The organism is Glaciimonas sp. GNP009, assembly GCF_054343755.1.
This window is the reverse complement of record NZ_JBTGUV010000001.1, coordinates 243,116-257,764: the sequence shown is the minus strand read 5'-3', so window position 1 is coordinate 257,764 and position 14,649 is coordinate 243,116. Positions and strand designations below refer to the sequence as shown.

10 protein-coding genes and 3 pseudogenes are annotated in these 14,649 nt (G+C 58.9%); 8 read left to right on the top strand and 5 right to left on the bottom strand.

Going from position 1 to position 14,649, the window contains the following annotated elements; all coding sequences use genetic code 11:
* Window positions 1-77 precede the first annotated feature (77 nt).
* The 8 genes and pseudogenes from ACXX82_RS00805 to ACXX82_RS00770 all read left to right on the top strand — a co-directional run.
* Window positions 78-3,044: pseudogene (locus ACXX82_RS00805) on the top strand (Tn3 family transposase).
* A 21-nt stretch (window positions 3,045-3,065) separates the two neighbouring features.
* Window positions 3,066-3,254, top strand: a pseudogene (locus ACXX82_RS00800) (IS5/IS1182 family transposase); the annotation flags it as partial.
* A gap of 134 nt (window positions 3,255-3,388) precedes the next feature.
* The gene (locus ACXX82_RS00795) at window positions 3,389-3,715 is read left to right on the top strand and encodes a hypothetical protein (protein WP_458562139.1); all 327 of its coding nucleotides are present in this window, start codon (window positions 3,389-3,391) and stop codon (window positions 3,713-3,715) included.
* Between the two features lie 35 nt (window positions 3,716-3,750).
* Window positions 3,751-4,170, top strand: coding sequence for a helix-turn-helix domain-containing protein (locus ACXX82_RS00790; RefSeq protein ID WP_458562138.1), 420 nt, complete (start codon window positions 3,751-3,753; stop codon window positions 4,168-4,170).
* A gap of 53 nt (window positions 4,171-4,223) precedes the next feature.
* Window positions 4,224-4,646: a transposase gene (locus ACXX82_RS00785; RefSeq protein ID WP_458562137.1), complete on the top strand. Its 423-nt coding sequence runs from the start codon at window positions 4,224-4,226 to the stop codon at window positions 4,644-4,646.
* On the top strand, window positions 4,622-4,972 hold the full coding sequence (tnpB, locus tag ACXX82_RS00780) for an IS66 family insertion sequence element accessory protein TnpB (protein ID WP_458562136.1): 351 nt from the start codon (window positions 4,622-4,624) through the stop codon (window positions 4,970-4,972). The genes ACXX82_RS00785 and tnpB overlap by 25 nt, the downstream gene beginning before the upstream one ends.
* Window positions 4,973-5,093: 121 nt before the next feature.
* A complete protein-coding gene (gene tnpC, locus ACXX82_RS00775) occupies window positions 5,094-6,656 on the top strand; it encodes an IS66 family transposase (RefSeq protein ID WP_458562135.1) in 1,563 nt (520 codons plus the stop codon).
* 46 nt (window positions 6,657-6,702) lie between these two features.
* Window positions 6,703-7,389, top strand: a pseudogene (locus ACXX82_RS00770) (transposase); the annotation flags it as partial.
* A gap of 424 nt (window positions 7,390-7,813) precedes the next feature.
* On the opposite strand, the gene ACXX82_RS00765 reads toward ACXX82_RS00770, so the two are convergent.
* Genes ACXX82_RS00765 through ACXX82_RS00745 form a run of 5 tightly spaced genes read right to left on the bottom strand, consistent with a single transcriptional unit; the run spans window position 7,814 to window position 14,541 of the window.
* On the bottom strand, window positions 7,814-8,620 hold the full coding sequence (locus ACXX82_RS00765; RefSeq protein WP_458562134.1) for an enoyl-CoA hydratase/isomerase family protein: 807 nt from the start codon (window positions 8,618-8,620) through the stop codon (window positions 7,814-7,816).
* 60 nt (window positions 8,621-8,680) lie between these two features.
* Window positions 8,681-10,219 (bottom strand): AMP-binding protein, encoded by a 1,539-nt coding sequence (locus ACXX82_RS00760; protein ID WP_458562133.1) that lies wholly within the window; start codon window positions 10,217-10,219, stop codon window positions 8,681-8,683.
* Window positions 10,212-10,730 carry a (2Fe-2S)-binding protein gene (locus ACXX82_RS00755; protein ID WP_458562132.1) on the bottom strand — a complete coding sequence of 173 codons (519 nt, stop codon included), beginning with the start codon at window positions 10,728-10,730 and terminating at the stop codon, window positions 10,212-10,214. The genes ACXX82_RS00760 and ACXX82_RS00755 overlap by 8 nt, the downstream gene beginning before the upstream one ends.
* On the bottom strand, window positions 10,727-11,545 hold the full coding sequence (locus ACXX82_RS00750; RefSeq protein ID WP_458562131.1) for an FAD binding domain-containing protein: 819 nt from the start codon (window positions 11,543-11,545) through the stop codon (window positions 10,727-10,729). Before ACXX82_RS00750 ends, ACXX82_RS00755 begins: the two co-directional genes overlap by 4 nt.
* Window positions 11,542-14,541 carry a xanthine dehydrogenase family protein molybdopterin-binding subunit gene (locus ACXX82_RS00745; protein ID WP_458562159.1) on the bottom strand — a complete coding sequence of 1,000 codons (3,000 nt, stop codon included), beginning with the start codon at window positions 14,539-14,541 and terminating at the stop codon, window positions 11,542-11,544. Before ACXX82_RS00745 ends, ACXX82_RS00750 begins: the two co-directional genes overlap by 4 nt.
* Window positions 14,542-14,649: the final 108 nt, after the last annotated feature.

Here is a 14,649-nt window from a genome sequence, read left to right as displayed (position 1 = left end):
AGAGATGGTGTGCGACGATCTGGTTGCATAAAGGTTCGTTTGCGCAACGCGTCCCATCCATGCTCACAGGAGCCCGCATGCCCCGCCGTTCCATCCTGTCCGCCACCGAGCGGGGAAATCTGATGGACTTGTCCGGAGAGCAAGACGATCTAATCCAACACTACAGCTTCACGGCGTCCGATTTGTCCCTGATCCGGCAGCGTCGCGGCGACGCCAACCGCATCGGCTTCGCCGTTCAGCTTTGCCTGCTACGTTATCCGGGCTACGCGCTGGCCAGCGACATGCCGGTACCGTCTCCGGTAATCCAGTGGATCGCCCGCCAGATACGAAGTAATGCCGCCGCCTGGCCGCAGTACGGCGTTCGCGATGAAACGCGACGCGAACACTTTCAAGAACTGCGCACCTACCTCAGCCTGTCCGCGTTCAGTGTGTCGGATTTCCGCAGCCTGGTGCACAGCCTTGCCGATCTCGCCATGCAGACCGATAAAGGTCTGGTGCTCGCGACTCAGGCCTTGGAGACATTGCGACAGCGACACACCATTCTGCCGGCGCTGACTGTCATTGAGCGGGCCTGCGCGGAAGCGGTGACACGTGCCAACCGGCACATTTACCGGGCACTGCTGGAACCTCTGGAGCCGCACCATCTGCGCGAATTGGACAACCTGCTCAACGTTGCGCCGGACATCAATACCACCTGGCTGGTATGGCTGTGCCAGTCGCCATTGAGGCCAAATTCCCGTTACGTGCGGGCGCACATCGAGCGCCTGAAGATATCCCAGTCGCTCGCTTTGCCGGACGGGATCGGCCGCCAGATCCACCAGAACCGACTGCTGAAAATGGCACGGGAGGGCGCACAAATGACGCCGCGAGATCTGGAAGATTTCGAGGACAAGCGGCGTTACGCAACTTTGGTCGCGCTGGTGATTGAGGGCATGGCCACCGTCATCGACGAGCTGATCGACCTGCACGACCGGATCATGGTGAAACTTTTCAACGCCGCCAAGAACAAGCATCAGCAAGCGTTCCAGAAGCAGGGCCAGGCCTTTAATGATAAGGTGCGGCTGTATTCGAAGGTTGGCCGGGCGCTGGTCGAAGCGAAAGAATCCGGCGGCGATCCGTATGCCGCGATCGAAACAGTGCTTCCGTGGAGCGAGTTCGAACGAAGCGTCACCGAAGCAGCCCAGCTCGCCCAGCCACAGACCTTCGACTATCTGCACCTAATCGGGGAACAGTACGGCACACTACGTCGGTACACCCCCGAGTTCCTGGACGTGCTCAAGCTGAAGGCGGCACCGGCAGCGCAAACGATCCTGGACGCCATCAACGTGGTACGCCAGATGAACACGACCGGATCGAGCAAAGTGCCAGAGGATACCCCGACCTCATTCGTCAAGGCGCGGTGGAAGCCGCTGGTCATCACCGATGAGGGTATCGATCGCCGTTTCTACGAAATCTGCGTTCTCTCGGAGCTGAAAAACGCCCTGCGCTCAGGGGACATCTGGGTTGAGGGTTCGCGCCAGTTCAGAGATTTCGAGGACTACTTGCTGCCGCTGGACAAATTCACGGCGCTCAGGAGGGCGCGTGCGCTGCCCATTGCAATTAACCCGGACCTTGACCAGTACCTTCTGGAACGCGTGCTCTTATTGAACCAGCAACTGGCCATGGTCAACCGGCTTGCGCTGGCCAACGCGCTGCCCGATGCGATCATCACCGACACAGGATTAAAAATCACACCACAGGATCCAGTAGTGCCAGTATCGGCGCAGACGCTGATCGACCAGGCCAGCAATCTGTTGCCACGCATCAAAATTACCGAGCTGCTGATGGACGCGGACGACTGGACCGGTTTCACCCGTCATTTCGTACATCTGAAAAGCGGCGCCCAGGTTCAGGACCGGACGCTGTTGCTTTCGGCGATCCTGGCCGATGCGATCAACCTCGGCCTGACCAAGATGGCGGAATCGAGCCCGGGAGCGAATTACTCCAAGCTGTCGTGGCTGCAGGCCTGGCACATTCGGGACGAGACGTATTCGGCCGGTCTGGCCGATCTCGTCAATGTCCAGATTCGCCACCCATTTGCCGTGCACTGGGGCGACGGCAGCACCTCGTCGTCGGATGGACAGCGTTTCCGCACCAGCGGCCGGGCCGAAAGCACCGGCCACATCAATCCGAAGTGCGGGGCCGAGCCGGGAAAGATGGTCTACACCCATATTTCGGACACGTACGCACCGTTCAGTACCAAGATGGTCAACGTCGGCACGCGCGACTCGACCTACGTGCTCGACGGGCTGCTTTACCATGAGTCGGACCTGCGTATCGAGGAACATTACACGGACACGGCCGGCTTCACCGACCACGTGTTCGCGTTGATGCACATGCATGGATTTCGCTTCGCGCCGCGCATCCGCGACCTGGGCGACACGAAGTTGTACATTCCAGGCCTAATCTCCGACTACCCGGGTTTAAAGGCCATGATCGGCGGCACTCTGAACATCAAGCATGTGCGCGCGCAGTGGGACGAGATCCTGCGCCTTGCGTCGTCTATCAAGCACGGCACCGTCACCGCATCGCTCATGCTGCGCAAGCTTGGCAGCTACCCGCGCCAGAATGGCCTAGCGATCGCGCTGCGCGAGTGGGGCCGCATCGAGCGAACGTTGTTCATCCTCGACTGGCTGTAGAACGTCGAACTGCGCCGGCGTGTGCATGCAGGGTTAAACAAGGGGGAGGCGCGCAACGCCTTGGCCAGGGCGGTCTTCATCCACCAACTTGGCGAGATCAGGGACCGGACGTTCGAGCAGCAGCGGTACCGGGCCAGCGGCCTTAATCTGGTGACGGCGGCGATTGTGCTGTGGAATACCGTTTACCTGGAACGGGCTGCTCAGGCGTTGCGCGGCGGTGGCAGTTTGAAAGACGACTCCCTGCAGCGGTACATGTCACCGCTGGGCTGGGAGCACATCAACCTGACCGGCGATTACGTTTGGCGCCAGAACCGGAAAGTCGATGAGGGGCAATTTCGATCGCTACGGACGGGGGAATATCCTTAACGTACTATTTTTTCCGTTTCCCCTATTCTCCCCAGTCTAAGCCGTTGGCGCAAGCGCCTGGGCGAAGTCGGCATGAAAGAATTGCTGGCGCAGAGCGTTGAGGTGGCCAAACGGGCTACGGTCATCAAGCCCGCCAGCGTCAAACGCGTGATTGTCGATACGACGGTCATGGAGAAAGCGATTGTCCATCCGATCGACTCGCGCTTGCTGGCCCCCCCTGTGTCAGACTAGTTGTCGCCTCCCCTTAAAGAGCAATCTCTTATAAATACCGCGACCGATGAAATCGGAGCTTAAAAGAAATCAGTGCGGAATTAAACCTTGGTTTATCGACGCTGACAAGATGGATGAGGAACGCGGCGCTAGCAGCGCCGTCATCGCCATTACAAGGTGCGCAGCGTCCACAAGATTGGACAGTGCAAGAACGCCTTGCCGCCCTTGCTGAAAGTCATCGTTTAGCTGGTGAAGAATTAAATGCGTGGTGTAGAAATCGGGGATTATTTGCCTATCATCTGAGCCAATGGAGAACCCAGTTTTGCAAGCTGAGTTGTGATGGCCTGGACACCAACGCCATCGACAATCGCACGTTGAAACAAGAAAACGTGCGCTTGCAACGCGAATTACAGCGCAAAGAAAAAGCCTTAGCGGAGGCAGCGGCGTTACTGATACTATAAAAAAAGTTCCAAGCGCTGTGGGAGGACGCGGAAAAATGACGTCCCATTCAGAGCGCGAACACATCCTAGTTTTAGTAGCAGAAGCGGTCAATTCTGGCGCACGACAGAGTCAATCTTGCGTACTCATTACCCTGTCAGAACGCACTTTGCAGCGCTGGCAAAACGATCGCATTTCAGGCACGGCGGACCGTCGTCCAGCGCGGATACAAGCGCCTAAAAACAGCTTGAGCATGTTGGAACGCCAACGGTTGTTAGCCGTTGCCAATTCGGCGCAATTTGGCCATCTGCTACCCAGCCAGATCGTGCCACGCCTAGCCGATCAAGGGCAGTATATTGCCTCAGAGTCGACCTTCTATCGGGTACTTAAAGTAGCTAATCAGTGCGAGCATCGTGGTGCAGAAAGACCTGCAAAAGCGCGCCATAAACGTAAGCGATCCATTAAGCACGTCTGGTAAAACGCATCAAGAGTAGCGAAGATGGTGTCCACGTCAACAAGAGGTGGACACCTATGGTAGAGAATCACTCAGTATTATCGTGCGCTCTGGTCATCAAGCGCTTGCGAAACGGTCGTTGTCAGTATGACCCTCGCGCCAAGCGCGAATTAGTGGAAGCCGGTTTGCGACCGGGTGTATCGGTGGCCAAACTGGCGTATCAGCACGCCCTCAATGCTAATTTGTTGCGCAAGTGGATCGTCCAGTATCAGCGCGAAGGGGGTGCGGCATCCACTACGGTGGGGTGCGTGCCAGCGATTGCCTCTGCGTTTATCCCCGTGGTGGCGGTTAGCGCCGCAGCGCCGGTGACGGTTGCGACGCTGCGTGCCAGATTACCCAACGGCGTTGAGATCGATACCAGCTGCCCGGCTTGCGATGACTTATTCTCGCTCCTTCAGATGCTCTGCCAATTGCCATGTTCCGCTTCGACCCGGGACTGAAGGTATTTCTGCACCGGGATGCAGTCGATGGCCGCAAGAGCATTAACGGACTTGCCGCATTAGTGGAGCAGGCCTTGGGGCTCAATCCGTTTGCGGCTGCGGTCTATGTCTTCTGCAACAAGCGCCGCGACCGTATCAAACTCTTGCTCTGGGATCGCACCGGATTCTGGCTTCTGTTAAAGCGCCTGGAAGCAGACCGGTTCGCATGGCCACGCGAGGTGGCAATGCTGGAACTGACGGTCGAGCAATTACACTGGCTGCTCGATGGCATTGACCTGACGGCCATGCGCAAACACCCGCACCGCAGCTATGAACGCGCCAGTTAATTTCTTTCGCTGACTAAAACAGCGTTATTTCACCCGGTTGTTGTGGGCAAACGACGGGTGATGGCATGATTTAAAAATGACGTAAACCTACGGCGTGATGAAATCCGCTATGTTAACGTTCATGACCAGTTCCCCTCTTACTGCCGAACAATCCCGTGCGCTCATTGCTGAGCTTGATGCGGTACGTGGCGAACTGCGGGTTACGCAAGTCGAGCGCGATCTGCTCAAGGAACAACTCAAAGCCTTTCAGCGCCGATTATTTGGTGCCAAGAGCGAAGCCCGCAGCGCCGATCAACGTGACCTGTTTCTCAATGAGGCAGAGGCGCTGGCCGCAAACACTGCCCTGCCATCGCAAGAGAGCGACGTAGAAATTACCGTTCCCGGTCATTTGCGCAAGAAACCGGGCCGCAAGCCGCTGGACCCGGCGTTGCCACGCGAAGTCATTCGCACCACGTTGCCAAAATCGGCCCGTGTTTGCGCGCATGATGGCGCGATACTGGTGGAAATCGGCGTGGAAGTCAGCGAGCAACTCGATATTATTCCGCAGCAAGTACGTGTGATTCGGCATGAGCGGGTGAAATATGCCTGTCCCTGCTGCGATCAAAGCATCAAAGTTACCCCGGCTCGCTTGCGCATTATTCCCAAGGGATTGTTCACCGAAGCCGCGCTGGCCTGGTTCATTACCGCCAAATTCATCGACGGCTTGCCGCTGTACCGGATTGCGGCGTTAATCAAACACTTTGGCGGCGATATCTCGCGCAATACCCTGGCCGCCAGTGTGGTGCGCATCGGGATTGCTGTTCAACCGCTGATTAATTTACTGCGCGATCATTTGCTCGACAGTGAGGTCGTATTTGGCGATGAAACGGTGGTGCAGGTACTCAAGGAGCCCGGGCGCGCAGCCCAAACCAGGAGTTATATGTGGATTCAGATGAACGGCGGCGTCGGTCCGCCGGTACGGCTATTCGGCTATGCGCCAGGACGCAGTACCCAACATGGGGCCGATCTCTGGGCCGGCGTGCGCACGGGCGCTGCGTTAATGACCGACGGCTATGCGCCGTATAACGCGATATCGGCCGTCAATGGACTTGTCCATTTAGCGTGCTGGGCGCATGTGAGAAGGTATTTTATTGAAGCCGAAGCCGTACTGCCCAGGGAAGCGCGCAGTGCGCAGCAGCCAGCCACGCAATTCATTACTCTGATCGGTAAACTGTACGCGGCAGAATCTCGTGCCAGCACATTGACGGCGCTGCAACGACAACGTTTGCGCATGAAATACAGCAAAGCGGTGTTGGCAGCGATCAAAGTCTTGCTCGACCATCATCTGGCAACGACTGCGCCGAGCGGATTGCTGGGCAAAGCCTTGCAGTATCTGGCAGGGCAATGGCCCAAACTCACGCGCTATGTCGAGAACGGCACCTGGCCGATCGATAATAATGTGGCCGAGAACACGATTCGGCCGTTCGTGATCGGGCGCAAGAATTGGCTATTTGCCGATACCGTTGGTGGCGCAAAAGCCAGTGCCAATCTGTACTCATTGATTGAAACGTGCAAGGCGGGAAATATTGACGCTTACCAATATCTCACCGAAATGTTCACGGCACTGCCTTATGCCAATACTGTCGATGACTACGAAGCGCTGTTGCCCTGGAATCTGCAGCTGAAGAACCAGGCACCGGCATAAATCAATTTATGCCGCAAGGGACGTGGATGATTGATCGCTTACCCATAAACCGCGTGCTTTGTCAGCTACTGCGCCCAATCAATTGCTCAGTTGGGACATCACGTATTTGCCTACCCAGATCAAAGGAATCTATTTTTATCTGTATCTCTTCATGGATATTTTTAGTCGCAAAATCGTCGGCTGGCAGATCTATGAAACGGAAAGTAGCGAACAAGCTAGCGAGGTGATGGTGGACATTTGTCACCGAAATAATATTGCGCCAAATCAAGTGGTACTGCATTCGGACAACGGCAGTCCAATGAAGGGCGCGACCATGCTGGCCACGCTACAAATGTTGGGCGTCATACCGTCGTTTAGTCGGCCTGCCGTTAGCAATGACAACCCGTATTCTGAATCCCTATTTAAAACCATGAAATATCGGCCAGCCTATCCATAACAACCATTTGAAAGTCTCATCCAGGCAAGGCAGTGGGTAGGCACTTTCGCGCAGCGGTATAACGAAGAGCACCGTCACAGCGCTATCGGTTTCGTTACCCCAGCACAGCGCCACGCTGGCTTCGATGTTGCCATATTAAATGCACGCATCGATGTCTATCAAACCGCAAAAGCGAAACACCCAGAGCGCTGGAGTGGCGCTACGCGCAACTGGCAGCCAGTTCAGATTGTGCATTTGAATCCAGAAACAAATGAACCCAGAAAGGAACTCTACACAGATATCAAAATGGCCGCATAAATTTTATCTTTAGGCGACAACTAGCTTGAAAATTTCCGAAAGCGCGACAGAACCGTTTTAACTGCACTCCGGCGAAACTTGCAGCTTATTACAGAAAATGAGCGAACTGCGTGAACACTTAAGCCAATTCCTTAAACTTTTACGTCAGTGTGCTCAGCCAGAACTCCAGCCTTTTTAACACTCCCACTGAGGGAGTCCATATATATCACATTCATCAAACTGTAGGTCCGAGCAGCTCAACTATATCGTCGCAGAACAACGAAGGAGGATATGCTCAATTTTAAAACAATGCGTTTCCCGACCGATGTAAATTTGGTCTACATTCATTTATACGATGCTTATCCGCTTAGCTACGACGCATCGAGGAAATGATGGCCGGTGCGGTTACCGCCGCTCATAGCGGCGCATCTCGAAGACTGACTAGTCAGCAGCCGCTGAAGTTGGGTGCACGCTTCTGGTGGAATGCTTCGACGCCCTCGCGGAAGTCGTCCGATGCGCGCAACCGGCTGTAGCAATGCCCCTCGAGCTCGATGGCAATCGCCAGAGTAGTGTCTTCGGTATCGTTGAGCAGCTTCTTGGCGGTGCGCTGGGCAATCGGCGAAAACGCCCGCAGCTCCTCGACTAGCGCATCGGTGGCGCGTTCGAGTTCAGCATCAGCCACACACTCGGTAGCGATGCCCCAGTCGTATGCCTGCTGGCCGGAAATGCGGCGCGAACGCATTACAACATCTTTGGTACGCGTGATACCAACCATTTTCTGCAGCCGGGCCGACCCGCCGGAACCGGGGATCTGTCCCAGCTTCTGCTCGGGTAGTGCATAGCGCGTTGTTTCTGAGACGATGCGGAAGTCGCACGCCAGCGAAAGCTCGAAGCCGACGCCGAAGCAGAAGCCACGATTGGCTACGATCACCGGCTTGCTGCAGCGTGCTGGCGCGGCGATGTTCCAGGCCAGTTTCGAGACGTGCTCCGGCGTCGCGTCAAGGAAGCCGCGGATGTCGCCGCCGCTGGAGAAGTGCTCGCCGATGGCGCGCAGCACGATCACGCGTACCGTCGGATTCTCGTCGAGCGATTCGAACACCAACCGTAGCTGATCGCGCTGTGCCATCGAGATGATGTTGAACGGTGAACGGTCAAACACAATGTCGGCGCGCTCGCGCTCGGCATCAATGATCACCGAAAAACCGTCGAGTTGCTTAAGAAGGGTTTGCGCAGGGTGTGAGAGCTGGGTCATGGTGAGTCCTTTTTTGAATGCCATTGAAAGTTAGATGGGGTATGAAATGAGGCGATAGATTTACTGCGCGGGTTCCACTTCGTACTCGTGGGCCACCAGCTTGCGACGCAACAACTTTCCGACCGGCGAGCGCGGCACCTCGACCACGAACACGAAGGCGCGCGGCCGCTTGAAATTTGCCAGACCGGAGGCACGGCAGTGGACGTCGAGTTCGGCCTCGGTTACTGCAGCCCGGCGCTTGATGAACGCGGTCACGCATTGGCCCCAGCGTGCATCGGGTAGGCCAACTACCGCCACTTCGTCGACCGCCGGGTGCAACGATAGCAGGCTCTCGATCTCCACCGGCGAAATGTTTTCTCCGCCGCTGATGATCATGTCGTCGGTGCGGCCAGAAACGAACAGGTCGCCGTCCTTATCGATGTAGCCGGTGTCGCCGGTGAAATACCAGCCTCCACGCAGCGATTTGGCATCAGCGTCCGGGCGCTTCCAGTAGCCTTCGAATGACTCGTCACCGGCCAGGTCGGCGATGATCTCGCCCTCCTCATAGCGCGCTGCTGCGAGCTCCGGGTCGCCGCCGTCGAGGCGCACCACACGGATACGTTGGTTGATACCGCCTCGGCCCGCGCTACCGGGCTTTTTCGCGGCGTCTGAATCGATACTGAAGGTATAGACCTCGGAAGAGCCGTAGTGGTTGACGAAAAGCGCCGGGCGAAAGAGAGTATTGAGCTTTTTGAGCAGCGCTTCGTTCATTGAAGCCCCGGCGAAACCGAGCTTGCGCACCGAAGATAGGTCGGTACCGGCGCAGTCCGGGTGAGCCACGACGTCGTGGTACAACGTAGGCACCAGATACAGGTTGGTGATGCGCTCCGCTTCGATGGCCGCCAGCACCGCCGACGGATCGAACTTCGGCACACAGACGAAACAACCGTCGACGAGCGTCATCGCCAGCAGCGAGCGTACCCCCATTGTGTGATAGAGCGGCATCACACCAAGCGTGCGCTCATTTCGTCCATATAGGTTCTGGGCGACGTGGGCCAGCGCCGCCGAACGCTCGTGGCGGTGGCGGCGCGGCACTCCTTTCGGCTTGCCGGTGGTGCCAGAAGTGTACAACATCAGCGACCAGTCGTCCGCTCCCGTGCTAAGCAACTGCACCGGCCCCGGCCCTTGCAGCAGATCTTCGAACGACAGCGTGGCGCCAGCCGCAACATCAACCTCGCCCACCGCGATGCGCTGCAAGGATTGCGCCACGGTCGACTGCGCTACGGCATCGGCTGAGACGTCCTGAAACACGATTGCGCGCGCCTCGGCGTCACTGGCACAATAATCGAGTTCATCCGGCTTGGCGCGCCAGTTGAGCGGCGTCACGATCACCCCGGCAAACTGACAGGCCCAATGCAGGGTCGCCATCTCCCAACGGTTCTGCAGGAGCACCACCAGATGGTCGCCGCGCTGCAAGCCGATCGCCTGCAGTCCTCCGGCCAGCGCCTTCACTTTTTCGAACCACCCGGCGTAGCTCAGGCGGAGGTCGCCGTCGACCAACGCGATCTGGTCCGGACTGCGCTCGGTTGACGCCAGGAAACTGCGGCCCAAATCAAGCATGTTCGATCCTCCCGCTGCGCTGCGCTGCAACTTCGAGCACGGCTTTAACGATGTTGGTGTATCCGGTACATCGGCACAGGTGGCCCGACAGCATCTCGCGCACCTGCTGTTCTGTCGGCGTGGACACCAGTTCCAGGAAGTGGCTGCATGACATAAGGATACCGGCTGTGCAAAATCCGCACTGCAGCGCATGGTTACGCTTGAACGCCTGCTGCAGGTCGCCCAGTTCATTACCAGCTACCGCGTCGCGGTTCAGCCCCTCGACGGTATCAACCTCGCGGCCGTCGGCCTGCACTGCAAGCTGCATGCACGAGCGCTGCGCCACGCCGTCGACGAGCACGGTGCAGGCGCCGCAAATGCCATGCTCGCAGCCGACGTGGGTGCCGGTCGCGCCAAGACTATGGCGCAGAAAGTCCGACAGCAGCATGCGCGCTTCGGCCGGAGCGCTGCGCGCCACCCCGTTCAGGATCAGCGTAATTGGATACGCTAGATTTTTTTCGTAGAGTTTCATGCGCTTGCCTTTGCTATTAATTGGCGCCCTAGTTGGCGCACCAGATGGCGCCGGTATTCGGCGCTGGCGTGGGTATCGCCCTGGGCTTCGAGCTCCCACGCAAAATCGTTGATCGCGCTTTCGAGGTCGGCGCCTGCCAGACGCGGCCAGCGCTTGCGTTGCGGCCGATCGGCAACACCACCTACCGTCAGCTCGATCGCAGCATCGGTCACAACCGCAGCCAGCGCCGCGATGGCGAAGTCGCCATGCCGCATCGATACCTCCTCAAAGGCATAGCGGGCGCCCTGCTGGAGCAGCGGAAACCGTACTTGCTCGACGATCTCGCCGGGCTTGATGGCCGTCATCAGCATGCCTCGAAAGAATTGCTCGGCCTTCAGCACTCGCCGGCCTACCTTCGAGCGCAACACCACCTCCCCTTGGAGCGCAGTCAGGCACAAGGGCAGCTCGGCGCTCGGGTCGGCATGGGCTACTGAGCCACACACGGTGCCACGGTTGCGGATTTGAAAATGAGAGATCCAGGGGAACACCAGATTCAGCAGCGGCACCTCGACCGCCAAGGTAGCGCGGTTCTCTACGCTGGCCTGGGTCGCGGCGGCGCCAATCACAAGGTTGTTATTTTCGATGCGGATATAATCAAGGTCGTGGCAGCGCGAGATGTCGATAAGCATGGCCGGTTGCGCCAAGCGGATATTCAACATCGCCATCAACGACTGACCGCCAGCAAGGATTTTCGCCTCTTCGCCATGCTGGGCCAGCAGGCTGACGGTTTCCTCTGCACTGTCAGCGCGGATGTAATCGAATGCAGCAGGTTTCATTGCGCTCCTCCAAATGCCTGCAGCAGGCGTTGCCACCAGGACAAACGAAGTGCGGCCCCCTTGCCGCCAGCCTGTCGACCAAGTTGTTCAAACAGCTGGTTCAACACGATCTTGGCCGCGCCTTCGAGCATGCGGCCGCCGACTGCCGCGACCTTGCCACTAACCGCCACGCTGTAGTCGTACGACAGGTGGGTACCGCCGTCGGCTGCATCCAGTCGGATCCGGCCAGCACCCTCGGCCGAACCGAGCGTGCTGACGCCCTTACCGCCAAGAGACAACCCATGCGGCGGATCGAAGTCAGACAGGCGAATTTCCGCGGCATATCGCGCCTTTACCAGGCCAATGCCGATAGTGACATCAGCGCGGTAGTGGTGCGGCCCGACCTGTACGAGCGCATGGCAGCCAGGAATCACCTTCACCAACGCATCTGGGTCGAGCAGCACGGCGTACACCTGTTCCGGAGTGGCTGGCAGGTCGACTGCGCCGGACATGGCCAACGCTTGACCGCCCTGAGGTGCCTTTATCGCTATTGCGGAGCGCGGCTTGCTCGGCGGTGGATCGGCGAAACCGAGCAGCGCATGCAACCGCGACGGCGTCATCGGCAGGCGCAGGTCGATCACGCCAATGGCGTCGGCCACCGCGTTGGCAATGCATACCGGGGTGCTCATGTTGTTGCCCTCACCCAGACCCTTGGCACCCAGCGGCGTAAACGGCGACAGTGTTTCAATGTGCACGATTACCGGCTCGGGTACTTCGCAACTGGTCGGCACCAGATAGTCGGCGAAGGTGCCAGACTGAAAGCTACCGTCGCTGCCGTAAGCAAATTCTTCCATCAGCGCGGCGCCGAGGCCTTGCGCGAATGCACCGCGGATCTGGCCGTCGGCCAAGCCCGGATTGAGAATGCGACCGGCGTCGTGGGAGGTGACGTAGCGGTCGATGCGCACCTTGCCAGTGGCCTTGTCGACTTCAACGGCACAGATGTCGAATACGAAACCGTAGGCGGCAGAACTATTGATGACGTCGTTTTCGTCCGGCGCCTGGAGCTGCTCCGGGGTCCAGAACACGGTTTCGCGCACGCCCGGTGCCATGCCGTCCGGCAAGCCAGCCGGCGACCAATGCGCGCCGCCAGCCACGCGGTGAAACGGCACATTGCGCGCGGGATTGTCGCGCACAAATATTTTACCGCCGGCAAATACTAGCTTATCCGGCGTGGCGTCGAGCATCGGCGCGGCGATCAGCGCCAGCTTGGCGCGCACCTTAATGGCGGTCAGGTGCACCGTTCCCGCCACCGCGCCAGCGAAGCGGCTCGAGTAATTACCGGCTGCGATGGACCAGCCGTCTTTTTGCGTATCCAGCTCGGCGTTAACCATGATGGCCGAAGGTTCGAGGCCCAACACGTCAGCGACCACCTGGCCGACCACAGTGCGGTGGCCCTGTCCTTGCGGCACAGAATCGATCATCACGCTGACGCTGCCGAGCGCATCGACGGCGACGGTGGCGCTTGTGTTGGCGCCGTTCTTCGGCCCGGCCTTGGCACGTTCCGCCGGTGTCAGCGCAGTGGTAATGTAGCCCATATTCGAAATCGACGGCTCGACGATGGCCGCGTAGCCTATGCCATACAGCCTGCCCTCGGCGCGGGCAGCATCGCGCCTCGCTTTCAGTTCGGAGAGGCCACCCTGCTCGACCGCCAGTGCGATCGACAACTGGTAGTTGCCGGAATCGAACAGTGAGCCAGCTGGCGCGCGGTAGGGGAAGGCGTCGGCTTGAACCAAGTTGCGTTTGATGACCTCGAGCGGATCAAGGTCGAGTTCGATGGCGATGCGCTGCATCAGGCGCTCAAGCGCAAAGTATACCTGTGGCCCGCCGAAGCCGCGCACTAGGCCAGACGGCGTCTTGTTGGTCAGAACGACTTGGTTATGCACGGCTAGGTGGCGGGTCTTGTAGGCGCCGGTCAGCATACCGTGCATGCGGTAGAACGTGGCTGGCTCGGGCGCACGCAGGTACGCGCCGCAATCGTCGACCTGATGGTAGCGCAACGCGGTGATGTCGCCGTCCAGGGTTAACGCCGCTTCGATCGTGGTGACCCGGTTAGTGGAAGACACCGAACCCTGCAGGTGCTCAAGCCGGTCTTCGATCCATTTGACTGGCGCGCCGGCCTTGCGCGACGCCAGACACAGCAGCACTATATAGGTTGACACCGCCTGCTTGGTGCCGAAGCTGCCACCCGAGTCGCGCGGTGAGCGCAGCCGCAGCTTGGTGCCGGAAACCTTCAGTGATCGTGCCATCACCGGGTGTAGCGCGAACGGCCCCTGGAAATTCGACAGCACGTCGTAGCCCTCCTCGCCCGCCAGGTATTCCGCCACCACCGCGAAGCACTCAATCGGGGTGCAGGAGTTGCGGGGGTAACGGACTTTGATCGACACGGTACGTTCAGCGGCGGCGAATGCCGCTTCCGGCTCGCCATACCTGAAGTGACGGTCGTTAACCAGGTTCGATCCGACTGCCGGATGCAACACCGGAGCATCAAGCGCCAGCGCGGCCTCGGGGTCGACCACCGCCGCCAGCTGGCGGTAGCTCACCTTGATAAGGTCAAGCGCGTCCTCCGCGAGGTAGCGACTCTCGGCCATTACCACCGCCACCGGTTCACCGACGTAGCGGGCGCGCTCCATGGCGAGGCACCAGTGTTCCATCGCCTGCTTGACGCCGACCGCGAACGGCGTTGCCCAAGCGGCAACGTCGGCGCCAGTCAGCACCGCGCGCACACCAGCCAAGGCCAAAGCATCGCTGCTGTCGATCGATAAGATCTCGGCGTGGCCGTGGGGCGAACGCAGGATAGCAGCGTGAAGGGTCCCGGGCTTGACACCGATATCGTCGGTGAAGCTGCCGCGGCCAGACAGCAGCGCGGCGTCCTCGACACGGGTCGCAGCCCGGCCGACGTGGCCTTGCAGCGTAGAGTGCGTCGGCGTGGCCTTATCCTCGGCGGGCAATGAAATGATCTGGTTCACGGTGGCAGCCTTTTTGCAGCATGATTCGTGCGAAAAGTATATGCCCAACTTGCAAGAAGAGCGTTACCGGGGAGTGAGGAGAATTACCGTACAGTCTTT